Here is a 24,687-nt window from a genome sequence, read left to right on the forward strand (position 1 = left end):
TGGCGGAAGTCGTCGACCAGATCGGTGAGGGCGGGAACCTGCTCGGCGTCCGACGGGGACGGCAGGACGGCGACCAGCTCGCGCAGCGCGGTCAGGGTGTCCCGGCCGGTGCGGGCGGCGAAGGCCACCGCCTCGGCGCGCAGCTCGGGACGCTGCTCGCCGAGCAGATCCGCGGCCGACGCGTTGACGACGACCGAGGTGAGGTGATGGGCGGTGACGTCGTGCAGCTCCCGGGCCAGGCGGCGGCGCTCGGCGGCGGCCGCCTCCCGCTCGGCGGCGCGCGCCTCGGCCAGGCGGCGGGCGGCGGCGGCCCGCTCGGCCAGCCAGCGGCGGCGCAGCCGGCCCGCCGTGGCGACCAGGCCGTAGGTGATCACGTTGACGAGCACATCGAGCGGAAGCTCGGCGTCGAGACCGCCCTGCCCGGCGGTCGCCACGGCCTGCAGGGCGACGGACCCGGCCAGCGCGGAGGCGGTGGCCCGGCGATCCGTGCGGACGGCCACGCCGAAGAGCAGCGCGAGATCCGCGAGCGAGAGCACGAGGAGGGTGTCCCCGGGGACGACGAAGATCTGGTCGGGCAGCAGCCACGCCCCCGCCCCGACGGCCGCGCTCGCCGCGAGCACGCTCGCCACGGGGTGACGTACCCGGATGATCGCCGCCGCCGTGACCACCGCGACGGCGGCAAGGGTGATCGCCAGGCGGCGCGCCTCGATCGCCTGCCCGGTGACCGCCGCGGTGCCCGGCCACAGGGCGAGCTGACCCGCGGCGAGCAGGCCGGGCAGCAGCCAGAGACGGAACCGCGACATGGGGCCCCAGCGTAGGCGATGACCTCTGTCTCAGGGCAGGGGCCGGAATCCGGCTTCCGCCAGATCCGCGCGGGCCGCCCGGGCCGACACACTTTCCGGCATGTCGATGCCCTACCACCTTCTCGCCCGCGCCCACGCCCCCCAGTGGTGGCGACCGGTGCTCGGCACCCTGGTCCTCGTCGTGACCGGTGCGGCACTGGGCCTGGCCACCTACCTCGCCGCCGGAGCCGTCGCCGGGCGGCCGGACGGGCCCGACGGCTTGCCCAGCCTCGGCGAGCTCGGTGACATGGTCCTGGCGTTCGTGACAGTCGCCGTGTTCCTGCCGGCGGCAATGCTCGCGGCCAGGTGGGTGCAGCGGCGCCCGGCCGGCACCCTGTCCTCGGTTGCCGGGCGGCTGCGATGGCGGTGGCTGCTGACCTGTCTGCCGGTCGCCCTCGGCAGCATCACGCTGGTGCTCCTCGCCGGATCGGCCCTCACCCCGGCGAGCGCCGGCCTCGTCGGATGGCGGCCGTTCGCCACGTCGATGGCGCTCCTGGTCCTGGTCGTGCCCGTGCAGGCGGCGGCCGAGGAGTACGTGTGCCGCGGCTGGCTGCTCCAGGCCGTGGGCACCTGGGTGCGCGGTCCGTGGCTCCCGATCGCGGTGCAGGCCGTGGTGTTCGCGGCACTGCACGGCTGGGGCACGCCGTGGGGCTTCGCCGACCTGCTGGCGTTCGGGGTCGTGGCCGGCTGGCTGACCGTACGCACGGGTGGCCTCGAGGCGGCGATCGCCCTGCACGTGGCGAACAACCTGCTCAGCGCCGGGCTGGCGGCCGCGCTCGGCGAGCTGACCGTGGACGAGACCGCGGCGGACCTGCCCTGGGAGATGGTTGCCGTCGACGTTCCGCAGCTGGTGGCGTACGCGGCGGTCGTCCTGTGGCTGGCCCGCCGCCGAGGTCTCGCGCCGGCACGCACAGCCCCGGGCGCGCCGGCGCCCACAGCTTCGGGCGCGCCGGTTCCCGTCGCGGCCGGTGGCTTGGGGTGACCAGGGAACTACTTCGCACTTGCGGACTGGAGAAGCGCCCCGGCGATGAGCAGAGTCCTGGGAATGCTGACCAGACAATCCCGCCCGGTCACTCCCGAGGCCCCGCGCCGCGCCCGCAAGGGCACCCCGATGGAGGCCATGCTGCACCGCCTGCCCAGCCGGCACCGGGAGGTCCTGGTGGCCACGTACTTCCGCGGCCGGACGACCCGCGAGGCGGCGCAGGTGCTAGGCATCGCCCCGGCCGCCGTGCAGGTCAGACTCTACGAAGCGATGCGCGACCTGGCGTCGATGGTCGCCGCGGACCGCGTCGCCGGCTGATCGCGCCTGCGCGACGTCCCCTGGCGTGCCGGCCGCCCAACGTCGGGAATGCGCCCGCATCCGCACCGCACGAGAACGCCGCCGGCACAGCAACCCGCCACACAGATCAGTGTCGAGTCCCGGGTTCGATGGTTAGCTGGGGAGGACTGCTCGCGGCCATCAACAACCGCCGCTTCGCCGAAGCCTCCCATGACAGCAGCGCCAAAGTGTTCGGACGTCCCGTACGCGAGGGATCCCGGGAATCGCGCTTCATGAACGTATGGAGCCGGACGATCGCCGTCCTCGTCGGGTCAGGCTTGTTCGTCATGGGAACGCTGGGCACCCTGGGTGTCATCTGGGAGTCCTGACCAGGCGGCCCCCGGCCGGGCGCCACGCGTGAGAACCGTGCGGCCGTCGGGGGAGTGCCGGCGGCGCCTTCGGTATTGCGAGCGGTCACGACGACGGATGGGCCGGCCGGGGCTGCCTGCGGCCGTCTGCACGGGCGAGGCGGCGCTGTTCGGCCGGCCCGGCTGTCGTACCGCGTTCGTCGACGGCGGGGCCATCGACATGCGGCCGCCGGAGCCCGCGCCGGGAAGCGCGGGCTCCGGGCGTACGGAAATCAGTTGCGGTTGATCGTGAAGGTTGTGGTCGGGTTCTCGATGTCGCGGTAGTTGCCGGAGAGGCGCAGGTTGGTGAAGGTGGCCGAGCCGACCGCCGGACCCTGGTTCGCCTCGGGCATCGGGTTGGCCCAGATGGCGAAGCCCGACTTGGCGTCGTACTCGTCGCCGCTGCGGACGGCGCCGGTGATGGAGATGTTGGTGAAGGTGGTGTCCTTGATGATGTTCTGGGGCTGGCCGCCTATGTACTGCGTCTGGAACATGATGCCGCTGTAGGTCGGGTCGACGATGTCGACGTTGCTGACGCGGATGCCCTGGAAGACCTTGGAGGCCGAGAAGAGCCAGATGGCCGGGAAGGTTTGGCCGCCCCAGAAGTGCCCGCCGGCGCGGACGATCGAGATGTTGTCGAAGACGGTGGGCGGGCTGGCGCCGAAGCCGTTCATCGGATATCCGAAGTCGAGCGAGCTGATCGTGATGCCGGAGTAGACGAGCGTGTCGGCGATGTGGATGTTGCGGAAGGTGTTGGCGTAGCCGCCGTAGACCGCGATGCCCGCGGCCCGCCAGGTCAGGGTCGTGGAGAGGTTCTGATAGACGTTGTTGATCTCGTCGGTGCCGCCCGCGTCGATCGCGGAGAAGAGGGCGAAGCTGTCGTCGCCGGTGGCCCGGGCGTCGTTGTTGTCGACCAGGTTGTCGGTGGAGCCGTTGGTCATGTTGACGCCGTCGGCGAAGGTGTTGCGGATGCGCGAGTTCTTGATCGTGACGTGGTCGGTGTTGAGGCCCCAGTAGAGGCATACCTGGTGCTCGGCCCAGATGTTGTCGATGGTCATGTTGGCGACGTTCTGCCAGTCGAAGACCTTGCCCGGGCCGTCGGACCGGATGATGTAGTTGCCGAAGAACGCGAAGTTCGCGAACGTCGAGCCGTTCGCCGTCGCCTCGGCGCGGAAGCCGGCGTCCGTGCCGTTCTGGTCCTGCGGCGTGACGAAGCGGGTGTACCAGGGGCCGGCGCCGACGACCTTGATGGCCTTGCCGTAGATCTGGAACTTGTTCGTGGTGGTGTATGTGCCCGCGGGCAGATAGACGCCGAGCTTGCCGGTGGTCATCCGGGCCTGGTCGAGCGCGTTCTGCACGGACTGCTGATCGAATCCGGCCGGCACCACGTAGTTGACCGGATCCGGGTTGGCGACCGGCGCGACCTGCTCGGTGTTGATGAAGTCGATCGCGATGTTTCCGGTGTTCGCCGCGTCCTTCTGCACCTTGATGACACTGCCCGCCGGGTACGACCGGGAGAGCATGATGTTCGCCTCGTCGTAGATGTGCCGCGGGCCGGTGCCGGAGTTCTGCGGGCTCGCCTCGTCGCCGTAGAGCCAGGCGAACTTCGACGTGAGCGGCAGCGTCTTGTCGAGCGTCCCGTTCACGTACACGTTGATCGAGCTGGTCGTGTTGTCCGGGATGGAGAAGCGTGCCACGACGGTGTTCGTCGCCGCGCGCGTCGTCCATTGCACGTACGCGCCGGTGCTGTTCAGTGTCGCGGCCTTGCGCCCGGAGGCCTCGCCGGCCAGGTCGCCGATCTTGCGGTTCGGGCCGGTGATCTGGGCGCCGCCGCCGGTCGTGCCGTCCTCGGCCTCGTACATGTCGTAGGGCATGTTCGCGCCGCGCCCCGCGAAGAACGCCTTCTCGGCGGTGTTGTTCGCCTGCTTCACCGGCAGCTCGTTCGCGTCCACGGCAACCACCGTCCGTACGGTGTAACGCCCGTTCACCGCCGTCCACGACCCGAGGCTGATCGCCGGCGAGGAAGCGCCCGCCGCGAGCACCCCCGACCAGGAGCCGGTGAGCGTACGGACGGTCCCGCCGGAGCCGTCGAGCAGCGTGAGCGTCACCCCGTGCGCCCCGCCGGCCGACGCCGCCGTGCCCTGGTTCCGCAGCGTGACGCTGAACGTGACCGGCTGACCGGCGGACGGGTTCGACGGCGACCACGAGACGGCCGACGCCACCAGGTCCGAGCTGGAGACCGGCGCCACGGTCAGCGTCGCCGTCCCCGAGTTGTTCATGTCGTTCTGCTCGATGACGGTGTTCGCCTCGTCGACGACGGCGCGCACCTGGTACGAGCCGGCGTCCCGAGCGCCGATCGACGCGGTGACGGTGGTGGACGCCCCGGCGGCGAGGGCGCCCACCGCGGCGGTGCCGACCCGGGTCGTACCCAGGTAGAAGGTGACGGCGGAGGCCGGGGAGGCGGCCGTCCCGGCGTTGCGCACGGTCGCGGACAGCGTGATCGTGTCCGTCTCGACCGGTGCCGACGGCGAGGCGCTGACCGCGGTCACCGTGAGGTCCGGGTTCGGCGCGGGCACGCCGACGACCTGGAACTCGGCGACCTGCCCGCTGGGCGCGCCGGTGTTCGCGGTGAAGCTCAACCGGACGTCCGCGGCCGTCGCGCTGATCGGCACGGTCACCGTGTTCCCCGACGCGGGACTGAAGGTGTACGTCGCAGAGCTCACCAGCGTCGTGAACGCCGACGCGCTCTGCTCCCGCCCGAGCACCGCGAACGTCTGCGTGCGCGTCGCCCAGTCGGTGCCCGGGTTGAGCTTGACCACGACCGAGCTGGTCACCGCGTTCGCCCCGAGGGCCACGGTCAGCGTCGCCGGATACGCGCTGCCCTCCCAGTACGTCGCGGTGTCGTTGTCGTTCGCGTTCGACGCCACGAACGAGAAGGCCGTCGACGACGCGGTGATCGGCTTGCCCGCGGCGAGATTCGTGCCACCGGGGCTCGTGCCGTTGCGCGTCACCGAGTTGCTGGCCGCGGAGACGTTGCCCGCCGCGTCGCGCGCCTTGACGAAGTACGTCACGGTGGCGTCGGCCGAGCGGTTGTCGGTGTACGTGAGCACCGTGCCGCCGACCGTGGTGAGCAGCGCGCCGTTCGCCCACACCTCGTACCCGGTGACGCCCACGTTGTCGGTGGCCGCACTCCACGTCAGCCGGATCTGGCCGGTGGCCGGCTGCGTGCAGGCGAGACCGGTCGGCGCGACGGGCGCCTGCGTGTCCCCGGAAGCCGGCCCGTAGACCTCGAGCTCGGACACCTGACCCGCGGGCCAGCCGGTGTTGCCGGTGACGTTCAGCCGGACGAACCGCGTGGCCGCCGCCGTGAAGTCGACGGTCACCGTGTTGCCGGTAGCCGGGTTGAACGTGTAGCCGGCCCCGGCCTTCAGGTCCGTGAAGGAGCTGCCGGTGCTGCTGCCCTGCACGGCGAAGGTCTGCGTCCGCGTCGCCCACGCGGCGGCCGGCGGAAGTTTGACGACGACCTGGTTGACGCTGACGGTGGCGCCGAGGTCGACCTGCAGCCACTGCGGGAAGGCGTTGTTCGCGCTCTCCCAGTAGGTGCTGGCATTGCCGTCGCCCGCGTTGCCGGCGCCGTAGACGTCGGAGGTGCTGCTGGCGGAGAAGGTCTTGCCCGCCGCGAGATTCGGCCCGGCCGCGGCGGCGGGTGCGGTCGGAGAGACGACTTGGAGGACGGCGGTGGCGAGCACGGCGGCGGAGAGAGCCGCCACAAATCTGGAGGATCTGGACACGGGGAAGGCGCCTTTCATCCAGGGGGGGAAGGAAGAGCGGGCGACGTTTCGGTGGAACGCTGCTACGAGGCGTAGACCTCGAACTCGGAGACCTGGCCCGCGGGCCAGCCGGTGTTACCCGTGAAGGTCAGCCGCAGGAAGCGCTGCGACGTCGCCGGGAACGTGATCGTCGCGGCGTTCCCGGACGCGGGGTTGAACGTGTAACCGGCGGAGGACTTCACGGTGGAGAAGGAACCGCCGTCGGAGGAGCCCAGGACCGAGAGCGTCTGGGTGCGCGTCGCCCACGCCGCGGCGGGCGGCAGCTTGAGCTCGATCCGCGAGACCGAGCGCGACTGCCCGAGATCGACGGTCAGCGACTGCGGCCACGCGTTGTTCGGGCTCTCCCAGTACGTGTTCGCGTTGCCGTCGACCGCGTTGCCCGGTCCGTACACGTCGGCCTGGCCTCCGGTGACCGGACGGTTGAGCGCGAGATTGCCCGACGCCGGAGGAGTGGTCGGCGGCGTGGTCGGGGTGGTGTTCCACTGCGGCGCCGGCCACGGACCGCAGTACGGCGTGTCGGTGTACCACCCGGTGTTCGTGCCGGTCCGCGTGATCTGGAAGCCCGATCCGACGCAGTTGTGGATGGGGTTGGACTGCGCGATGCCCGATGCGCGGACATTGTTGAAGGTCACCTGCGACGGGGCCTGCACCTGCAGCGCGTACGTTCCGGCGCCCTGGATGGTGATGTTCGACAGCGTGATGCCGCTCGACTGTCCCTCGATCCAGTGCAGCGCGGCGTACGAGCTGTCCAGGATGTCCGTGTCGGTGATGGTGATGGCCGCGCCCGTGATCGGGCCGTTGAGCGCGTCGAACCAGATCGCCCCGACGCCGAACTGCCAGTTGTAGTCCGAGTTGCCGGCGCGCAGCAGCGTGTTGCGGGCCAGCGTCCACGTGCCGGCGACCGCGGTCGGCCCGTTCACCCCGGGGTAGCGGTTCGCCACGTGCAGCCCGCCGCCGTTGGTGACGGTGTCGGACACGACGTTGTCCGAGATGGTGATGTCCCGGCCGCCGTAGCTGACGATGTTGTTCGCCAGGATCGGCGCGACCACGGTGTTGTGCGTGAACGAGTTGCCGGCGTTCGGGACGTTCTCGGCCCACATCGCCAGCCCGTCGTCGCCGGTGTTGCGGACGAACGTGTTGGTGACGGCCGAGTTCGTGACGCCGATGTGGAAGTTCACGCCGTCGGCGGTCTGGTCGAGGATGCGCGAGTTGCGGATCGTGAAGCGGTCCATCGGCCCGTCCATCCACGCGCCGACCTTGGTGTGCTGCATCCACACGTTGTCGATGACCGAGTTGCTCATCGCGCCGCCGAAGGCGTTCACCTGGTCGGCGTCGACGCGTTCCCGGATGTCGCCGATGACGGCCAGGTCGCGGACGGTGACGTTCTGGCTCGGCCCGCCCTCGGAGACGTACTTGCCGTAGATGCCGGCGGCGAGGTTGCGCTGGGTGGGGTGCCGGCCGCCGAGCACGGTGTACCAGGGTCCGGCGCCCGCGAGCGTCACCCGGTCGACGATCACGTGGCTGTAGAGCGTGTAGTTGCCCTGCGGCACGTAGACGACCCGGCCGGCCGCGGCGTTGACCGCGGCCTGGAACTGAGCCGTCGAGTCCCGGGCGCCGGTGGGGTCGGCGCCGTAGTCCGCGACGACGTCGATCGCGCCCGAGGGCTTGGCGACCGGCGCCGGCACGTTCTCGAAGTCGGCCACGTCGATGGTGAAGGACGGCGACTGCGCGGTCGACGACACCTGCAACCGAATCTTCGTCCCGGCCGCATAGGTGGTCCCGAACAGCGTCCGGGCCTCGTCGTAGAAGTGGTGCGGGCTCCCGTCGCCGGGGTTGTTGGAGAACGGATAGCCGCCGTAGTACCAGCCGTATCGCGAGGTGACGGGGACGGACTTCACCAGCGTGCCGTTGGCCCGGACGTCGAGGGACGCGTCGCGGCCGGTGCCGGACGGGCTGTCCGGGATGCTGTACCGGAAGGTGACCGCGTTCGCCGGCTTCGTCAGCGTGAACTCGACGTACTCGCCGGCGGCGTCGAGGGTCACGGCCTCACGCCCGGAGGCTTCCGACGACAGCTGGCCGTAGAGGCGGCTGGTGCCGGTCGACGTGCCGTTCGAAGCGCTGACGAGAGCCTCGTGCTCGGTGAAGGGCACGGTGGCGCCGCGTCCGGGGAAGTCGAAGGGGGACGGGCCGGCTGCCTGGGCCGGGGTGGCCTGGACAGCCACGGCGACGGCGGCGACGGTCAGGGCGGCGGACAGGAGGAGGGGGACGGTTCGGCGTGCCATAACGATCCTTTCGGAATCAAAGGCGCAACCAGACGGCGGTGTCAGGGGGAAGCAGGTCGCCGTCCAGCGGATTGCTGGCGATCAGCACCTCACGGAACGAGGGCAGGGGGAGCGGGGAGCCCGACAGGTTGAGCACACACGCGAAGGAGGAGCCCCGGCAGTACGCGAGCACGCCCGGGCCGAGGTCCATCCAGTCGAAGGGCGCCGAGCGGGGCCGCAGCGCGATCGCCGACCGGTAGAGCGAGAGCACCGAGCTCGGATCGCCGGTCTGCGCCTCGACGGTGAGGTCCTTCCACTCGGGCGGCTGCGGCAGCCACGGCGGCCCGGCGGAGAAGCCGAAGGGCGGCGAGTCGCCCGACCACGGCAGCGGGACGCGGCACCCGTCCCGGCTGTGCCCGCGACGCGCGTACATCGGGTCCTGCAGCTGCTCCGGCGGGATGGCCTCGTTCTCCCAGAGCCCGAGCTCCTCGCCCTGGTAGACGTAGGCGGCGCCGGGCAGCGAGAGCGACAGCAGCGCCGCGGCACGGGCCCGGCGGGTGCCCAGCTCGAGGTCGACCGGCGTGCCGTCGAGGTTGTTGTCGAAGCTGAAGGTGGTGTCGGCCCGGCCGTACCGGGTGACGTGCCGGGTGACGTCGTGGTTGGACAGCACCCAGGTCGCGGGCGCGCCGACCGCGCGGTGGGCATCGAGCGTCCGGTCGACGCACTCGCGCATCAGCGCCGCGTCCCACGCGCACCCGAGGAACTCGAAGTTGAACGCGGCGTGCAACTCGTCGGGGCGCAGATAGTTGGCGAAGCGCGCGGCGTCGGGCAGCCACACCTCGCCGATCAGCGCCCGGTCCCCGGGATAGGAGTCGGCGACGCGGCGCCAGGCCCGGTAGACGTCGTGCAGTTCGTCGCGGTCGTGGAAGGGGTGCGGCTGCCCCTCCACCACGGGCGGCAGGGACCGGTCCTTGAAGAGCAGCGCGGCCGAGTCGATGCGGATCCCGTCGACGCCGCGGTCGAACCAGAACCGCAGGATGTCCTCGAACTCCGCGCGCACCCGCGGGTGGTCCCAGTTCAGGTCCGGCTGCTCCGGCGTGAACAGGTGCAGATACCAGGAGCCGTCGGGCGTACGCGTCCACGTGGTGCCCCCGAACTCGCCGACCCACTCCGTCGGCATCTCCTCCGCCGGCGGCCGGAACCAGAAGAGTTCCCGGGCCGGGGACAACGGATCGGCGAGGGCCTCCCGGAACCAGGGGTGCGCGCTGGACACGTGGTTCGGCACGATGTCGACGATCGTGCGGATGCCGAGCTCGTGCGCCTCCGCGATCAGCGCCTCGGCCTCGGGAAGCGTGCCGAACACCGGGTCGACGTCGCGGAAGTCGGCGACGTCGTAGCCGGCGTCGGCCATCGGCGACGGGTACCACGGGCTCATCCAGAGCGCGTCGACGCCCAGGTCCGCCAGGTGTCCCAGGTGCGCGCGGACGCCGCCGAGGTCGCCGACGCCGTCGCCGTCCGAGTCGGCGAAGCTGCGCGGGTAGACCTGGTAGATGACGGCGTCGCGCCACCACGGGTCGGAGTTGACCACCGTGACCTGCTTTCTTCGGGGTTCAGCCTTTGGTCGCGCCGGCGGACAGGCCGCCGATGATGCTGCGCTGGAAGACGAGGAAGACGACGATCATCGGCAGGCTGGCGATCGCGAGCCCGGCCATGAACTCGGTCGGCGGCACCTGGCTCGTGTTCGCCAGCCGGCTGAGCGCCACGCTGAGCGTCTGCGCCTCCGGGTCGGGCAGCACGAGCAGCGGCCAGAGGAAGTCCTTCCACAGCGCGACGATGATGAAGATCGACACGACGCCGAGCACCGGGCGCGACAGCGGCAGGACGACCGACCACAGCTGGCGCAGCCGGCCGGCGCCGTCGATGGCCGCCGCGTCCAGCAGGTCGTCGGGGATCTGGTCGAAGAAGCGCTTGAGCACGTAGACGTTGAACGCGTTCGCGGCGGCCGGCAGCCACAGCGCCCACGGCGTGTTGAGCAGGTTCACGTGGACGAGCGGCACGTCCACGACCGCCAGATAGGCCGGCACGAGCAGCGCCGTCGCGGGGAGCATCAGGCTGGCCAGCATGCCGCCGAGCACGATGCGGCCCAGGACCGGCTTGAGCTTGCTGAGCGCGTACGCGACCCCGACGTCGACGATCAGGCACACCAGCCAGCCGCCGAACGCGTAGAACAGCGTGTTCGTGAAGTACTTGGCGATGCGCATGTTCGTCCACGCGGTCGCGAACGTGTCCGGGTGGAACGACTCGGGGATCAGCGTCGGCGTGCTGCGCGCGTACTCGGCGGGGGCCTTGAGCGCGCTGGTGACCATCCAGTAGAGCGGGAAGAGGAACACGAGCGCGAAGACCACGAGCGTCCCGCCGAGCACGGTGAAGTAGAGCCGGCGGTGCCGGTGCAGATCGATCGTCGAGACGAGCGTCCGGGTCGCCGTCCGGAACTGCCGGGACCTGGCTCTCGGCACGGCGGTGGGCGCGACGTCGCTGGGGGCCTGGGGAGGTGCGGTCAGCGTCATGGGACAAACCTCAGGAGGAGTTGCGGGTCAGGCGGAGATAGAGCGCCGAGAACGCACCCAGCACGACGAAGAGCAGCACGCTCATGGCGGCGGCGAGCCCGAAGTCGTTGTTGACGGTGAACGCGTACCGGTAGACCAGGACCAGCACGGTGATCGTGTCCGGGTTGGACGTTCCGGTCAGCGCGTACGGCTCGATGAAGACCTGCATCGTCGCGATGATCTGCAGCAGCAGCAGGACCAGCATGATGAACCGCATCTGCGGCAGCGTCACGTGCCGGACCCGCCGCCACAGGCTCGCGCCGTCGAGCTCGGCGGCCTCGTAGAGCTCGCCCGGGATGCTCTGCAGCGCGGCCAGGTACATCAGCGTGGCGCCGCCCAGGTTCGCCCACGTCGACACGAGGACCAGCGAGATCATCGCCGTCGCCGACGACTGGGTCCACTGCGACTCGGGCAGGCCGACGCTGCGCAGGGCCGCGTTGAAGAGGCCGTTGCCCGGGTCGTAGAAGTAGCGCCACAGCAGCACCGACACGATCGGCGGCAGCATGACGGGCAGGTAGACCAGCACCCGGAACCAGCCGCTGAAGTGCCGGAACTCGTTGAGCAGCACGGCGATGACGAACGGCAGCGCGAAGCCGAGGACCAGGGCGAGCCCGGTGAAGACGAGCGTGTTCTTCCAGGCCGTCCAGAACAGCGGGTCGTCGAAGAGGGCCCGGTAGTTGTCGAGCCCCACCCAGGAGGGCGGCACCACGAAGTTGTCCTGCTGGAAGCTCAGGATGACGCCCTTGACCAGCGGATACCAGGAGAAGAGGGCGAAGCAGGCCAGGCCGGCGGCCATGAACGCGTACGCGAGGAGGGTGTCGCCGGCCTTGCGCCGGAACCGGGACACCAGCGGCGTCCCGGCGGTCACTTGACGCTCGTCAGGATCTGGTTGACCTGGGTCTCGGCGTCGGCGAGCAGCTGGTCCACGTTGGCGTTGCGATCGGTGAGGACCTTCTGCATCGCGACATCGAGGACGGCGTAGATCTGCTGCGCGTTCGGCGGCTCCAGCTTGACCGGGATGCTGCCCATGCTCGCGACGAACGGGGCGTAGTTGGCCTGGGGCACGTTCGCGTACTTCTTGTCGGCGGCGGCCTGGGTCTGCGCGGCGCTGCCCGTGAAGATGGCCGGCTCGGGCAGGCCGACGGGCTGCTTCGTCTCGCTCGACCACTTGTTCTCGGCCTCGTACCGGTCGGCGGAGGTGAACCAGAACGTCAGCCACTTCAGGCCCGCGCGGATCTTGTCGGCGCTCAGGCCGGCCTTGAACATGTAGCCCTCGCCGCCGCCCAGCGTGCCCTTGCCGTCCGGGATCGGGCCGAGGCCGTACGTCTCGTACTTGCCCTTGTACTGGTTGACGATCGTCGGAATGTTGTCGGCGGTCGCGAGGTACATGCCGAGCTTGCCCGAGCCCATCTGGTTGAGCAGGTCGGCCCATTCGAGCAGCTGCTTGGCGCCCATGCTGTCGTCGGTCCAGCGCATGTCCTTCAGCTGCTGCAGCACCTGCTTGCCCTGCGGGCTGTTGAACGCGGCCTTCCAGGTGCCGCCCTCGTTCACGGCGACCTCCCCGCCGAGCGAGTAGATCTCGGTCGTGAAGTGCCAGCCGCCGGTGTTGTTCTTGCTGTAGTCGCCGTAGCCGACGGTGTCCTTGCCCAGCTCGGCGATCTTCCGCGCCGCGGTGCGCACCTCCGCCCAGGTCTTCGGCGGGTTCTCCGGGTCCAGCCCGGCCTTGCTGAAAAGGTCGCGGTTGTAGAGCAGGCCCATCGAGTAGTTCTTGTACGGCAGCCCGTACGTCTTGCCGTCGCCGTCCTGGAAGACCCGCAGCACCTCCGGCTTGAGCTGCGAGGTGACCGGGAAGTCCCCGAGGTACTTGCTGATGTCGGCGACCTGGCGCTTGGCGATGAGGTTGGCCGGGTCGGTGAAGTAGACGTAGAAGACGTCCTCGAGCTGGCCGCCGGCGAGCTTGGCCGGGAAGGTCTGCGGGTCCATCTTGCCCTCGCGGGCGTCGATGTCGATGTCCGGGTTGGCCTTCTCGAACTCGGCGACGTTGGCGAGGAAGCGGTCGTGCGTCGCCTTCTCGGTGGCGGGCGGGAGGCCGTTGATCACCAGGGTGACCTTCCCGCCCGCCGGCTTCTCGTCGTCGCCGCCGCAGGCGGTGGCGGAGAGGGTGAGGCCGGCGGCGAGGACAAGGCCGAGAGCACTTCGCAGCCTGAATGTGGACATGACGGATCCGCCCTTCCGTGGGCTGTGTCAGCTGAGGGAGATGTGACGCAGGTCTCGCGTTTGTTTCGTGGCGATGACGATACAAAGTCGAACGGGAGGCCGCAAGAACGCGACTGCAAGGAGAAAAAACTCGACTGCCGCACCATCGCAAAAAGGGCGGGCCCGAAGCGGGCCCGCCCGTGCGGTGGTGCGGTGCCGGTCAGCCGGGTGCCGGCGCGGTCGACCCGCGGACCACCAGCTCCGGCTCGAACAGCAGCTCGTCGGTCGTCGCGGGGCCGCCCTCGATCTGCTTCACCAGGACGTCGACCGCCGCCTGGCCCATCAGCTCGATCGGCTGGCGGACGGTGGTGAGCGGCGGGTCGGTGCAGGTCATGAGCGCGCTGTCGTCGAAGCCGACCACCGACACGTCGCGGGGCACCTCGCGGCCCAGCCGGCGGGCGGCGCGGATGGACCCCAGCGCGAGCACGTCGCTCGCGCAGATCAGGCCGGTGATGCCCCGCTCGATGAGCCGGGCGGCGGCGAGGCGGGCGCTCTCCATCGAGAAGGTGGTGCGCTCGACGGCCGCGGCCGCCGGGACGGCGGCGAGCTTGCGGCGCGAGGGGACGTGGTCCTCCGGGCCCAGGACCAGGCCGATCCGCTCGTGGCCCAGGGCGCGCAGGTGCCCGTACGCCTGCTCGACCGCCACCGCGTCGTCGGTGGAGATGTGCGGGAAGCCCAGCCCGTCGACGCCGCCGTTGACCATGACCACGGGCATCCGCCGGTCCAGCAGCCGCCGGTAGTGCCCGTGCTCCGCCTCGGCCAGCGCGTAGGACCCGCCCGCGAAGACCACCCCGGACACCTGATGGTCGAGCAGCATCTCGATGTAGTCGCGCTCGGGCACGCCGCCGATCGTGCGCGCGCACAGCGCCGGGGTGAAGCCGCGCTGCGCCAGGGCCGCGGTCACCACCTCGGCCAGCGCGGGAAAGATCGGGTTCTGCAGCTCGGGCAGCACCAGCCCGACCAGTCGCCCGCGCTCGCCGCGCAGCTTGGTCGGCCGTTCGTAGCCCAGCACGTCGAGCGCGGTCAGCACCGAGGCGCGGGTGCCCTCGGAGACGCCGGCCCGGCCGTTGAGCACGCGGCTCACGGTCGCCTCGGAGACGCCCGCCTTCTTGGCGACCTCCGCCAGTCGTTTCGTCACGGCGAGATCGTACGTCAGGAACATGAAAATCTTGTACGGCTGCTTGCAGCGCACGGCAATGCGCTGACCGAGTTTGCAGTCTCGTGCGGAAAGCGCAACACGGCTCGTGGCCGGCCGATCACTCATAGGGTGAGCCAGGGACTAGCCGGGGGGTACGGATGACGGACTGGCAAAGCGACAGCCGGAGACTGGCCGACGTCAGCGGGGACATGGCCACGGCGACCCGATCCGCCGTGCGGGCCGCGGAGACCGCGGTGACCGTCATCGGCAAGCTGGAGACCGCCAGCGCCGAGATCGGCAAGGTCGTCGAGCTGATCGCCACCATCGCCAAGCAGACCAACCTGCTCGCGCTCAATGCCACGATCGAGGCGGCCCGAGCGGGCGAGTCGGGCCGCGGCTTCGCCGTGGTGGCCAGCGAGGTCAAGGACCTGGCGAACGAGACGGCCACCGCGACGAGCGAGATCGGCGGTCAGGTCAGCGGCATCCGCGAGGGCACCCGCAGCGCCGTCTCCGCGATCGAGGAGATGCGGCAGCTGATCGCCGAGCTCGACCGCTGCCAGCAGGTCATCAGCGAGATCGTGGTGGACCAGCGGCACCACTGAGCCGCGCGAAGGGAAGAATGACCGCATGGCCAAACGTGCAACGCGTCGCCGCCCCGCGGCGCGGACCGAGACGACCGCGACCATGGCGTGCCCGTGCGGGCTCGGCCTGGCGTACGCGCAGTGCTGCGGCACCGCCCACGAGGGCCGCCCGCCGGCCACCGCGGAGGCGCTGATGCGCTCGCGGTACGCCGCCTTCGCGCTGGACAACGCCGACTACGTGCTCGCCTCGTGGCATCCCGACACCCGGCCCGAACAGGTCGAGCCGGACCCGCAGCTGCGCTGGATCCGGCTCGAGGTGCTCGGGGCCACCGGCGGCGGGCTCTTCGACGCCGAGGGCCTGGTCGAGTTTAAGGCGCACTTCCGCGACCACGGCCGGGCCGGCGACATGCACGAGCGCAGCCGCTTCGTCCGGCACGACGGGCGCTGGGTCTACTGGGGGCCCGTGCTCGCCGACGGCTCGCTTGCCACCATCTGACCATGACCGATGACTTGCTGGGCCGGGCGAAGGAACTCGACACGGCCGACCCGCTCGCCCCGCTGCGCGACCGCTTCCTGATCGAGGACTCCGACGTCGTCTCGTACCTGGACGGCAACTCGCTGGGCCGCCCGCTGCGCGCCACCGCCGAGCGGCTCGACGCGTTCGTGCGCGGGCAGTGGGGCGGGCGCCTGATCCGCGGCTGGACGGACGAGTGGCTGGAGTGGCCGATGCGGCTCGGCGACCGGCTCGGCGCGCTGGCCCTCGGCGCCGCCCCGGGCCAGGTGGTGATCGGCGACTCGACGTCCGTGCTGCTCTACAAGCTGACGCGCGCGGCGGTCGAGGCCCGGCCCGGGCGCCGCACCGTGGTGCTGGACACCGACAACTTCCCGACCGACCGCTACCTGCTGGAGGGCATCGCCGCCGAGCGGGACCTCACGCTGAGGTGGATCACCACCGACCCGGTCGCGGGCATCACGGCCGAGCAGGTCGCCGCGGCGGCCGGGCCGGACACCGCGCTGGTGCTCTTCAGCCACGTCGCCTACCGCTCCGGCTGGCTCGCCGACGCCGCCGCGATCAACGAGGCCGCGCACGCCGCCGGGGCGCTCACGCTCTGGGACCTGTCGCACTCGGTGGGCGCGGTGCCGGTCGAGCTCGACGCGTGGGGCGCCGACCTCGCCGTCGGCTGCACGTACAAGTACCTCAACGGCGGGCCGGGCGCGCCGGCCTTCGCGTACGTCCGGCGGGAGCTGCAGCCGGAGCTCCGGCAGCCGATCTGGGGGTGGATGGGGCACCGCGCCGTGTTCGAGATGGGCCCGGGCTACGAGCCGGCGCCGGGCATGCGGGGCATGCTCAGCGGCACCCCGCCGATCCTCGCGATGGTGCCGATGGACGCGAACCTGGACCTGCTGGCCGAGGCGGGGATCGACGCCGTACGCCGCAAGTCGTTGCAGCTGACGGACTACGTCCTGGAGCTGGCCGACGAGTGGCTGGTGCCGCTGGGAGTGGCGGTCGCCGGCCCGCGTGAGCCGGCGCGGCGGGGCGGTCACGTGACGCTGAGCCGGCCCGGGTTCGAGGCGCTGCTGGAGCCGCTGTGGACGGCCGGCGTCATCCCCGACTACCGGCGGCCGGACGGGCTGCGGATCGGGCCGGCGCCGCTGAGCACGAGCTTCGCCGAGGTGCACCACGGCCTGGGCGTGCTGCGCGACCTGCTCGAGCAGCAGCGGTGACCTGACTCCTCCTCGCACCGGCCGGGGCGGGGCCTATCGTCGAGGCATGACGATCGTGGTGAGCGGGGCGACCGGACGGCTCGGCGGGCGGATCGCGGCACGGCTCGACCGGCCCCGGCGGCTGCTCGTCCGGGACGCGTCGCGTGCGCCGGCCCTCCCCGGCGCCGAGGTGGCCGTGGCGGAATATGCGGACCGGGACGCCGTGCGCAAGGCGCTCGAAGGGGCGGAGACGGTCCTCATGGTCTCGGCCGCCGAGGCGCCCGACCGGGTCGACCGGCACCGCGCGTTCGTCGACGCGGCGGTGGACGCGGGCGTGCGGCACCTCGTCTACACGTCGTTCCAGGGCGCGGCGCCCGACGCGACGTTCACGCTCGCCCGCGACCATGGTGCGACCGAGGAGCACATCAAGGCGAGCGGGCTCGCGTACACGTTCCTGCGCGACAACCTCTACGCCGACTTCGTGCCGCTCCTGGTGGGCGAGGACGGCGTGATCCGCGGCCCGGGCGGCAACGGGCGGGCCGCGGTGGTCGCGCAGGACGACATCGCGGACGCGGCCGTGGCGGTGCTGCGGTCGCCGGGGGAACACGCCGGGCGTACCTATGATCTGACCGGGCCGGAAGCGCTCACCTTCCGCGAGATGGCCGCGGCGCTCGGGCCGGGGGTCAGCTTCCACGACGAGACGGTGGAGGAGGCCTACGCGTCCCGCGCGCGGTACGGCGCGCCGCAGTGGCAGGTCGACGCGTGGGTCAGCACGTACCTGGCGGTCGCCGCGGGCGAGCTGGCGGCCGTCAGTCCCGCCATCGAGCGGCTCACCGGCCGCCCCGCGACCCCGCTCGCGTCGGTGGTGTCCGTCCGATGAGGATGGCGGGAGAGGTCTTCTACAAGCGCGGCGACGAGGTGATCGTCGGGCGCGAGTCGCCGCTGCGGCACCAGATCGCGTCGATCAGCAAGCAGTTCACGGCCGCGGCGGTGCTGTCGCTCGCGCAGGCCGGCCGGCTGGCGCTGGAGGACCCGCTCGACCGGTGGTTCCCCGGCTGGCCCGGCGTGACGCTGCACCACCTGCTCAGCCACACGGCCGGCATCTCGCACTGGGCGGACCACCCGTCGCTCGACCTCCGGGTCAGCCCGCCGGACTTCGTCGGGCTGGCGCGGAGCTGGCCCGTCATCACGGCGCCGGGCACGGAGTTCCGCTACAGCAGCCCGGGGTACGTCCTGCTGGCGCACGTGACGCAGAAGGCGGCGGACGAGCCGTTCCGCGACTATCTCGCGCGCCGCGTGTTCGGGGCGGCGGGCCTGACCCGCACCTTCTCGGGAATGGCGGAGGACCGCCCGGACGTGGCGGCGGGGTCCGACGTCCACGGCGATCCGGTGCCGACCTGGGATCTCGACGTGCTCGGCATGGGCACCGGCGACGTGTGGAGCACGACGAGTGAGCTCGTGACGTGGCTCGACCGGCTCCATGAGGGTGCGGTGCTCGGCGAGCCGTGGCGCACCCTCATGCTCACCCGGCGCGTGGCCACCGGCGGTGACGACTTCGGCAGCGGCTACGGTTACGGCGTCTTCACGGGCAGCTGGCAGGGCGAGCCGTGGATCCAGCACAGCGGCGACAACGCGGGCTACAGATCCTTCGCCGCGATCCTTCCCGAGTCCCGCCGGCGCGTCGCCGTGCTGACCGACAGCGACGCGCTCGGCGGCGAGAACCTGAAGGTGCTGCTAAAGCGCCTGCTCAGAGCTTGACGGTCTCGCCCGTCGTGGCGCTCACGCGGGCGGCGTCGAGGACGTCCATCGTGCGGATCGCGTCGCGCGGGTCGACCGGGAGCGGGCCCTCGCCGCGGACGGCGGCCGCGAAGGCGGGGTAGAACTCGTCCCAGCGGCCGCGCTCGCTGCGCACCGGGGCACCGGTCGCACCGCGGTGCAGCCGGCCCCAGGCGTGCTCGGGCTCGACGCCCCAGCGGTCGCCCAGGCTCGCGGGGGAGCGGCCGGCCTTGAGCGCGGCCTCCTGGCCGTCGAGACCGTCCACGATGTACGTCCCCGTCGTGCCGCTGACCCGGAAGCGCGGGCCGGGCGACGCCTGCCGCCAGCTGCCCCACAGGTGCGACTCGACGCCGCTCCCGTGGTGCAGGGCCACGAAGACGTCGACGTCGGCGTCGTCCTCGAAGCGCATCTCGGCGTACACCCGGGTGGTGGGGCCGAAGAGCACGTGCGCCTGGTCGACGAGGTGCGCGCCGAAGTCGAGCAGCGTGCCGCCGCCGGCCGCCGGGGGCACGCGCTCCGGGGCGAAGCGCTCGAAGCGGGACTCGAAGCGGCGCACGTCACCGAGCGTGCCGTCGGCGATCAGCTTGCGCACGGTGCGGAAGTCGGAGTCGTAGCGCCTGTTCTGGTAGACGGTGAGCGGCACGCCCTGCTTCTCCGCCAGGGCGACCACCTCGCGGGTGGCCTCGGCGTCGAGCGAGAACGGCTTGTCGACCACCGTGGCCAGGCCGAGGCCGATCGCCTCGCGCGCCAGGCCCGCGTGGGTCGTGGCCGGGGTCGAGATGGTGACGGCCTCGGCGCCCGCCGCGGCGAGGTCGGCCAGCGTGTCGAACGCCGGGACGTCGGGGTGGCTCTTGGCGAGCTCCGCGCGCCGCTCCGCGGAGCGGGTGACCACCCCGGCGAACTCGACGCCCTCCGCCGACGCGAGCAGCGGTGCGTGGAAGATGCGCCCACCCGAGCCGAAGCCCACCAGACCGATCCGTGTTGCCGTCATGTTTCGGATCTTACAAACCCGGGTGCGCGGCTACTGTGATCCAGTTCACTTCGTGGGACGCGTGGCGGTCTTTTGCAGCAGCGCGGCGACCTCGTCCCCGGACAGGATCGGCGCCACGTGCGGCCCCTGGACCCCGGTGGCGCGGGTCTCCCGCAGCCACGCCAGCTCGTCGCCGGACGTCACGCCCTGGACGATCGACTCGGTGCCGAGCAGCGTGCTCACCGACAGGACGAGGTCCAGGGCGCCCGGGTCCCCGGCGAGGAACGAGCCGTCGACCTTCAGCTGGTGGATCGGGAAGGCGCGCAGCGACGCGAAGGAGACGTAGCCCGTGCCGAAGTCGTCGAGGGCGATGCGTACGCCGCTCGCGGCCAGACACTCGAGCCGGGCCCGGGCGCGCGGGTCGTCGATCTGCTCGGACTCGACGATCTCCAGGGTGACGCGGGCCGGCGCGAGCCCGCACTCGTCCAGCGTCGCCAGCAGCGCGTCGGTGAACCGGTGGTCCAGGAGCTGGTGCGGGCTCAGATTGACGCCGAGACGCAGCTGGTCCCCGCCGGGCATCACCGCGGTCTCCGCCGCCACGGTACGCAGGAAGTACGCCGTGATCGTGCCGATGTCCCCGGTGCGCTCGGCCAGCTCCAGCAGCTCGCGGCAGTTGACGTCGCCCTCGGTCGGGTGCTGCCACTGCAACAGCGCTTCGACGCCGCCCCACGTGCCGGTCGCGAGGTGCATCCACGGCTGGTAGTAGACGTGCAGCTCGCCGCGCTCGAGGGCGTACGGGAGCTGGTCCTCGAGCGTGCGGTGCCGCGCGACCGCGCCGTGCCGGTCCGCGCTGAACACCTCCGTGCGGTTCTTGCCGCGCGCCTTGGCGGCGTACATGGCGATGTCGGCGCGGCGCGACAGCTCGCTGGCCTTGACGCCGGGCTCGGTCAGCGCGATCCCGATGCTCGCGCCGACGCGCACGGTCGCCATGGCGAGCCGCATCGGCTCCACCAGGCGGCGGCCGAGCCGCTCCGCGATCTTCTCCGCCTCGGCCGGCTCGGTCAGCCCGGTGAGCAGCAGCACGAACTCGTCGCCGCCCAGGCGCCCCGCGACGCCCCGCTCCCCGCCGGCCTCGGTGATGCGCTGCGCCACCTGGACCAGCAGCTCGTCGCCGGCCGCGTGCCCGTACCCGTCGTTGACCTTCTTGAAGTCGTCCAGGTCGATGTTGAGCAGCGCGACCGTGCCGGGCTCGCGGTGGTCGACAGCCGCGATGAGCTCGCGGATGAACTTGGCGCGCGTGGGCAGGTGGGTGAGGGCGTCGTGGTTGGCCTGGTGGTCCAGTTCGAGGTGCGAGCGCAGGTTGGCCTCACCCAGCCGCATCTGCGTGCCGACCGTACGGAAAGCGTCGATCAACGAGTCCGGCAGCTCCCGCGTCGCGCCCAGGACGCGGTAGCGCGCGCCCGGGATCAGCTCCTCGACGTGCCAGTGCCGGATGCGCGGGGCGTCCGCGTGCAGCGCGCTCGCCGGAGCGGAGAGCAAGGTCTCCGGCAGCAGCCTGTCCGCCAGCCCGGGGTTCAGGCCGCCCTCGGCGATCACCCGCAAACCGCCCTCCTCGCGCTGCACGACGAGGAATCCGGTGCCCCGGCTGACCCGGACCAGCTCCTGCGCGGCGGCGAGCGCGATCTTCGGGAGTTCGTCCAGCTGCGTCGCGGCCAAGATCTCCTCACCGGTACGGGCGAGCAGCGCATCGCGCGCGGCGGCCTGCTCCTGCTTGCCGAGCGCCGAGTAGATGGCCCGGGTGAGCACGGTGACCAGAATGATCTGCGGCACCATCTGTACCGATCGGCCCACGTCCACGAGCGCGCCGATCGGGGTGGGCGCCGCGATCAGGGCGGCCGGCAGCGACAGGGCGCCGAAGACCGAGCGGACCGCCCAGGCGCGCGTCGTGCCGTACAGCGACTGGACCAGCAGCAGGACCATGGTCAGCCCGACGGTGGACACGGGATCGCGCAGCGCCGAGCCCGCCACGGCGACCAGGGCCGGGAGGACGATCGGGTCCAGGACCCAGGTGCGCCGGCGCACGTAGGTGACGACGAAACCGGCGGCGATGCCACCCAGGGCCAGGTAGGCCAGCAGGTTCCAGGCCGGGGAATCGGTGCCCACCTCGCCCACCAGGCCCGCGACGCTGAGGCCCGCGAGCAGCACCGCCCCGAGCCGGACTCGGCCAAGCGTCGCGTCTCTCACGTTGAGTTGATCGGCAGTGACCCTTTGTAACTGAGTTGTCCCCCGCGGGCCGTGTCGGATGGCCGACGGGTGCGGGCACCGGGCGGCGGGGCGGGTCAGGATGGCGCGATGGAGCCCGCACAGCTGGACCGCCCGCCCTTCACGGATCTCGACGCCACGACGCCCGAGATCGCCTCGCTCGCGGTCGCCATGCTCGACCGGATGTCCGGCCATCCCGAGATCCGGCGGGTGCGGCACACCGCGTGGGAGGCGCTGCGGCCCGCGCCCGGCCAGCGGCTGCTCGACGCGGGCTGCGGAGCCGGCGACGTCGCCCGGGCGCTGGCCGCGGCCGTGGCGCCGGACGGCGAGGTGGTCGCGCTGGACCGCTCCGAGATCACCCTGGCGGCGGCCCGGGAGCGCGACCCCGGCGGCCCGGTGCGTTACATGTCCGGCGACATCGGCGCGCTCGACCTGCCGGCGGCCGGCTTCGACGGCGTGTGGTGCGAGCGGGTGCTGCAGCACGTGGCCGACCCCGGCCGGGCGGTCGCCGAGCTCGTCCGGGTGACCCGTCCCGGCGGGCGCGTCTGCCTGATCGACACCGACTGGACCTCGCTGGCCTTCGACGGCGTCGGTGCGGCGGTCGCCGCCGCGGTCGTCGAGCACGCCCGCGGGCTGCTGCCCGACGAGGCCGACATGGGGCGCACGCTCCGGCGCCGGCTGGTGGACCGGGGCCTGACCGGCGTGACCGCGGTGCCGGTCACCTGCGTCTTCCCCGACCCCGCGTCGGCGGCGGTGGTGCTGCCGATGGTCAACCCGGCGGTGCCGCCCGCGACGTGGCCGCTCCCGCCCGAGCTGCGCGAGACCTGGTTCTCCCGCATCGCCGCCGCCGGCGAGCGGGGCGACTTCCTCGCGGTGCTGACGATCTGGGTCGTCTGCGGGACGGTACCTACTTAAGTGGATGCCGCATGGCTACTTTTGCGGGTATCGGGACGGCCCGGGACGACCGTACCGTCCTGGGCATGGATCGGTCATGGGTGCGCGAGCTGGGCCTGGGCTGCCTCGGCGCGGCGCTGGGCTGCTGGTTTCTCTACGAGTCCGTGACCGAGGGCGACGGCGCCCCGCTCGCCGTCGAGGTGGTCGCCGGGGTGCTCGCCTTCGCCGCCCTGGTGGCCTTCCGCCGCAGCCATCCGGTGGGCCTGGCGCTGGCGCTCATCCCCGCGGGCATCATGCTGGCGCTGCCCATGGGCTTCACGCCGCTCGCCCTCATCGCGGTCGGGCTGCGCCGGCGGGCCCGGGTCGCGGCGACCCTGACCGCCCTGCACGCCGTCGCGGTCGCCGGCATCTATCTCGCCGTGCTCGGACCGACCCGGCTCTATGCGGAGATCGTCACCTTCCTGATCCTGCTGCACGTCAGCCTGGTCGCCGTCGCGATGCTGGTCCGCTCGCAGCGGCTGCTGGTCCGCTCGTGGGCCGAGCGGGCCCGGCAGGCCGAGGAGGGCGAGCGGCTGCGCGTGGAGCAGGCCCGGCTGGCCGAGCGCGAGCGGATCGCCCGCGAGATGCACGACGCGCTCGCCCACCGCATCTCGCTGCTCGCCGTGCACGCCGGCGCGCTCGAGGTGCGCCGCGACGCCCCCGACGCCGAGCGGCAGGCGGCGGCGGTCGTGCGGCAGGGCGCCCACGACGCGCTGGAGGACCTGCGGGGCGTCATCCGGATGCTGCGCGAGCCCGCCGAGGACAGGCCGCAGCCCGCGCTGGCCGACGTGCCCGCGCTGGTCGAGGAGTCGCGCGAGGCGGGGGCGCGGATCGAGCTGACGCTGAGCGCCCGGGAGCCGGTGCCGGCCGGGGTGGGCCGCCACGCGTACCGGATCGTGCAGGAGGGGCTGACGAACGCCCGCAAGCACGCGCCGGGGGCGAAGGTGACGGTCGAGGTGAGCGGGCGCGCCGAGGAGGGGCTGGTCGTCGAGGTCGGCAACGGGCACCTCGCCGGGGAGGAGCGGCGGCTGCCCGGGGCGGGGGCCGGGCTGGTCGGGCTCGCCGAGCGGGTGCAGCTGGCCGGGGGCCGGTTCGAGCACGGGCCCACGGCCGACGGGCGTTTCCGGCTCCGGGCATGGCTGCCGTGGCATCCGTGACCAGCGACGGACGTTTCCGGCTCCGGGTGTGGCTGCCGTGGCATCCGTGAGCGGGGCCGCCGGCGCGGGGGAGGTCCTGCGCCGGGACGGCGATCCGAGGCCGGCCGGCGGCCCGGGAGCGGCCGCCGGTTCAGGGACGGTGGGAGGGTCGGGATCGGTGGGCGGTTCGGGGGCGGCGGCGGCGGTGCGGGTGCTGCTGGTGGACGACGACGCGCTCGTGCGGGCGGGGCTGACCATGATGCTGGGCGCGTTCGACGACATCGAGGTCGTGGGCGCGGTCGGGGACGGGAGCGAGGTGGCCGCCGCGGTGGTGGCACGCGAGCCGCACGTGGTGCTCATGGACATCCGCATGCCCGGCGTCGACGGGCTGACCGCCACCGAGGCGCTGCGGGCCCGGCCGGGGGCGCCCGAGGTGATCGTGCTGACCACGTTCGACACCGACGAGCACGTGCTGCGGGCGTTGCGGGCCGGGGCGGGCGGGTTCCTGCTCAAGCACACGCCGCCGGCCGAGATCGCCCGGGCGGTCCTGCGGGTGGCGGCGGGCGAGCCGATGCTGTCGCCCGAGGTCCTCCGGCGCGTGATGACCTTCGCGTCGGGCGGCGCCGCCCCGGCGTCCGTTCCGCCGCTGCCTGTGCCGTCGGCGTCCTTGCCGCCGCTGTTCGCTCCGGCGTCCGCGTCGCCGGACCCGTCGCCCGGGGCGGTGCCG

21 protein-coding genes are annotated in these 24,687 nt (G+C 72.1%); 11 read left to right on the forward strand and 10 right to left on the reverse strand.

Annotated features, from left to right (window positions below; all coding sequences use genetic code 11):
• On the reverse strand, positions 1-803 hold an 803-nt coding region (locus RBH18_RS32770; protein ID WP_306214343.1), incomplete at its 3' end, for a histidine kinase.
• A gap of 100 nt (positions 804-903) precedes the next feature.
• Here RBH18_RS32770 and RBH18_RS32775 point away from each other — a divergent pair.
• The 3 genes from RBH18_RS32775 to RBH18_RS32785 all read left to right on the forward strand — a co-directional run bounded on the left by RBH18_RS32775 (position 904) and on the right by RBH18_RS32785 (position 2,489).
• On the forward strand, positions 904-1,824 hold the full coding sequence (locus RBH18_RS32775) for a CPBP family intramembrane glutamic endopeptidase (protein WP_306214344.1): 921 nt from the start codon (positions 904-906) through the stop codon (positions 1,822-1,824).
• A 63-nt stretch (positions 1,825-1,887) separates the two neighbouring features.
• Positions 1,888-2,142: a sigma factor-like helix-turn-helix DNA-binding protein gene (locus RBH18_RS32780; RefSeq protein WP_306214345.1), complete on the forward strand. Its 255-nt coding sequence runs from the start codon at positions 1,888-1,890 to the stop codon at positions 2,140-2,142.
• A gap of 128 nt (positions 2,143-2,270) precedes the next feature.
• Complete coding sequence (locus tag RBH18_RS32785; RefSeq protein WP_306214346.1) at positions 2,271-2,489, forward strand: hypothetical protein; 219 nt, start codon at positions 2,271-2,273, stop codon at positions 2,487-2,489.
• 251 nt (positions 2,490-2,740) lie between these two features.
• Here RBH18_RS32785 and RBH18_RS32790 read toward each other — a convergent pair whose 3' ends face one another.
• The 7 genes from RBH18_RS32790 to RBH18_RS32820 form a co-directional block, all read right to left on the reverse strand.
• Positions 2,741-6,316, reverse strand: coding sequence for a discoidin domain-containing protein (locus RBH18_RS32790; protein ID WP_306214347.1), 3,576 nt, complete (start codon positions 6,314-6,316; stop codon positions 2,741-2,743).
• 44 nt (positions 6,317-6,360) lie between these two features.
• Positions 6,361-8,619 carry a galactose-binding domain-containing protein gene (locus RBH18_RS32795; protein WP_306214348.1) on the reverse strand — a complete coding sequence of 753 codons (2,259 nt, stop codon included), beginning with the start codon at positions 8,617-8,619 and terminating at the stop codon, positions 6,361-6,363.
• 16 nt (positions 8,620-8,635) lie between these two features.
• The gene (locus RBH18_RS32800; RefSeq protein WP_306214349.1) at positions 8,636-10,186 is read right to left on the reverse strand and encodes a glycoside hydrolase family 13 protein; all 1,551 of its coding nucleotides are present in this window, start codon (positions 10,184-10,186) and stop codon (positions 8,636-8,638) included.
• 22 nt (positions 10,187-10,208) lie between these two features.
• A complete protein-coding gene (locus RBH18_RS32805) occupies positions 10,209-11,165 on the reverse strand; it encodes a carbohydrate ABC transporter permease (RefSeq protein ID WP_306214350.1) in 957 nt (318 codons plus the stop codon).
• Between the two features lie 10 nt (positions 11,166-11,175).
• Positions 11,176-12,072, reverse strand: coding sequence for a carbohydrate ABC transporter permease (locus RBH18_RS32810; protein WP_306214351.1), 897 nt, complete (start codon positions 12,070-12,072; stop codon positions 11,176-11,178).
• Positions 12,069-13,421 (reverse strand): ABC transporter substrate-binding protein, encoded by a 1,353-nt coding sequence (locus tag RBH18_RS32815; RefSeq protein WP_306214353.1) that lies wholly within the window; start codon positions 13,419-13,421, stop codon positions 12,069-12,071. The genes RBH18_RS32810 and RBH18_RS32815 overlap by 4 nt, the downstream gene beginning before the upstream one ends.
• Positions 13,422-13,620: 199 nt before the next feature.
• Positions 13,621-14,598 (reverse strand): LacI family DNA-binding transcriptional regulator, encoded by a 978-nt coding sequence (locus tag RBH18_RS32820; protein WP_306214354.1) that lies wholly within the window; start codon positions 14,596-14,598, stop codon positions 13,621-13,623.
• A gap of 158 nt (positions 14,599-14,756) precedes the next feature.
• On the opposite strand from RBH18_RS32820, the gene RBH18_RS32825 reads away from it, so the two are divergent.
• From RBH18_RS32825 to RBH18_RS32845, 5 genes are read left to right on the forward strand one after another with little or no spacing between them, the layout of a single operon-like run.
• Complete coding sequence (locus RBH18_RS32825; protein ID WP_306214355.1) at positions 14,757-15,200, forward strand: methyl-accepting chemotaxis protein; 444 nt, start codon at positions 14,757-14,759, stop codon at positions 15,198-15,200.
• Between the two features lie 25 nt (positions 15,201-15,225).
• The gene (locus tag RBH18_RS32830; RefSeq protein ID WP_306214356.1) at positions 15,226-15,675 is read left to right on the forward strand and encodes a YchJ family protein; all 450 of its coding nucleotides are present in this window, start codon (positions 15,226-15,228) and stop codon (positions 15,673-15,675) included.
• A 2-nt stretch (positions 15,676-15,677) separates the two neighbouring features.
• On the forward strand, positions 15,678-16,904 hold the full coding sequence (gene kynU, locus RBH18_RS32835; protein ID WP_306214357.1) for a kynureninase: 1,227 nt from the start codon (positions 15,678-15,680) through the stop codon (positions 16,902-16,904).
• A gap of 46 nt (positions 16,905-16,950) precedes the next feature.
• Positions 16,951-17,763 (forward strand): SDR family oxidoreductase, encoded by an 813-nt coding sequence (locus RBH18_RS32840; RefSeq protein WP_306214358.1) that lies wholly within the window; start codon positions 16,951-16,953, stop codon positions 17,761-17,763.
• A complete protein-coding gene (locus RBH18_RS32845) occupies positions 17,760-18,641 on the forward strand; it encodes a serine hydrolase domain-containing protein (protein WP_306214359.1) in 882 nt (293 codons plus the stop codon). The genes RBH18_RS32840 and RBH18_RS32845 overlap by 4 nt, the downstream gene beginning before the upstream one ends.
• Here RBH18_RS32845 and RBH18_RS32850 read toward each other — a convergent pair.
• Positions 18,631-19,650, reverse strand: coding sequence for a Gfo/Idh/MocA family protein (locus RBH18_RS32850; protein ID WP_306214360.1), 1,020 nt, complete (start codon positions 19,648-19,650; stop codon positions 18,631-18,633). The genes RBH18_RS32845 and RBH18_RS32850 overlap by 11 nt on opposite strands.
• Before the next feature lie 45 nt (positions 19,651-19,695).
• Complete coding sequence (locus tag RBH18_RS32855) at positions 19,696-21,873, reverse strand: putative bifunctional diguanylate cyclase/phosphodiesterase (protein ID WP_306214361.1); 2,178 nt, start codon at positions 21,871-21,873, stop codon at positions 19,696-19,698.
• A 108-nt stretch (positions 21,874-21,981) separates the two neighbouring features.
• On the opposite strand from RBH18_RS32855, the gene RBH18_RS32860 reads away from it, so the two are divergent.
• The 3 genes from RBH18_RS32860 to RBH18_RS32870 all read left to right on the forward strand — a co-directional run.
• The gene (locus RBH18_RS32860) at positions 21,982-22,806 is read left to right on the forward strand and encodes a methyltransferase domain-containing protein (RefSeq protein ID WP_306214362.1); all 825 of its coding nucleotides are present in this window, start codon (positions 21,982-21,984) and stop codon (positions 22,804-22,806) included.
• 65 nt (positions 22,807-22,871) lie between these two features.
• On the forward strand, positions 22,872-23,981 hold the full coding sequence (locus RBH18_RS32865) for a sensor histidine kinase (RefSeq protein WP_306214363.1): 1,110 nt from the start codon (positions 22,872-22,874) through the stop codon (positions 23,979-23,981).
• A gap of 235 nt (positions 23,982-24,216) precedes the next feature.
• The coding region (locus RBH18_RS32870; protein ID WP_372339026.1) for a response regulator at positions 24,217-24,687 on the forward strand (471 nt) is incomplete at its 3' end.

It is taken from the genome of Actinoplanes oryzae (genome assembly GCF_030757795.1).
Classification (GTDB): domain Bacteria; phylum Actinomycetota; class Actinomycetes; order Mycobacteriales; family Micromonosporaceae; genus Actinoplanes.

Bases quoted from the DNA above. Each gene is read 5' to 3' on its own strand.
- RBH18_RS32775 (WP_306214344.1), top strand. From the start codon at position 904: ATGTCGATGCCCTACCACCTTCTCGCCCGCGCCCACGCCCCCCAGTGG.
- RBH18_RS32780 (WP_306214345.1), top strand. From the start codon at position 1,888: ATGCTGACCAGACAATCCCGCCCGGTCACTCCCGAGGCCCCGCGCCGC.
- RBH18_RS32785 (WP_306214346.1), top strand. From the start codon at position 2,271: ATGGTTAGCTGGGGAGGACTGCTCGCGGCCATCAACAACCGCCGCTTC.
- RBH18_RS32790 (WP_306214347.1), bottom strand. From the start codon at position 6,316: ATGAAAGGCGCCTTCCCCGTGTCCAGATCCTCCAGATTTGTGGCGGCT.
- RBH18_RS32795 (WP_306214348.1), bottom strand. From the start codon at position 8,619: ATGGCACGCCGAACCGTCCCCCTCCTCCTGTCCGCCGCCCTGACCGTC.
- RBH18_RS32805 (WP_306214350.1), bottom strand. From the start codon at position 11,165: ATGACGCTGACCGCACCTCCCCAGGCCCCCAGCGACGTCGCGCCCACC.
- RBH18_RS32815 (WP_306214353.1), bottom strand. From the start codon at position 13,421: ATGTCCACATTCAGGCTGCGAAGTGCTCTCGGCCTTGTCCTCGCCGCC.
- RBH18_RS32825 (WP_306214355.1), top strand. From the start codon at position 14,757: ATGACGGACTGGCAAAGCGACAGCCGGAGACTGGCCGACGTCAGCGGG.
- RBH18_RS32830 (WP_306214356.1), top strand. From the start codon at position 15,226: ATGGCCAAACGTGCAACGCGTCGCCGCCCCGCGGCGCGGACCGAGACG.
- kynU (WP_306214357.1), top strand. From the start codon at position 15,678: ATGACCGATGACTTGCTGGGCCGGGCGAAGGAACTCGACACGGCCGAC.
- RBH18_RS32840 (WP_306214358.1), top strand. From the start codon at position 16,951: ATGACGATCGTGGTGAGCGGGGCGACCGGACGGCTCGGCGGGCGGATC.
- RBH18_RS32845 (WP_306214359.1), top strand. From the start codon at position 17,760: ATGAGGATGGCGGGAGAGGTCTTCTACAAGCGCGGCGACGAGGTGATC.
- RBH18_RS32850 (WP_306214360.1), bottom strand. From the start codon at position 19,650: ATGACGGCAACACGGATCGGTCTGGTGGGCTTCGGCTCGGGTGGGCGC.
- RBH18_RS32860 (WP_306214362.1), top strand. From the start codon at position 21,982: ATGGAGCCCGCACAGCTGGACCGCCCGCCCTTCACGGATCTCGACGCC.
- RBH18_RS32865 (WP_306214363.1), top strand. From the start codon at position 22,872: ATGGATCGGTCATGGGTGCGCGAGCTGGGCCTGGGCTGCCTCGGCGCG.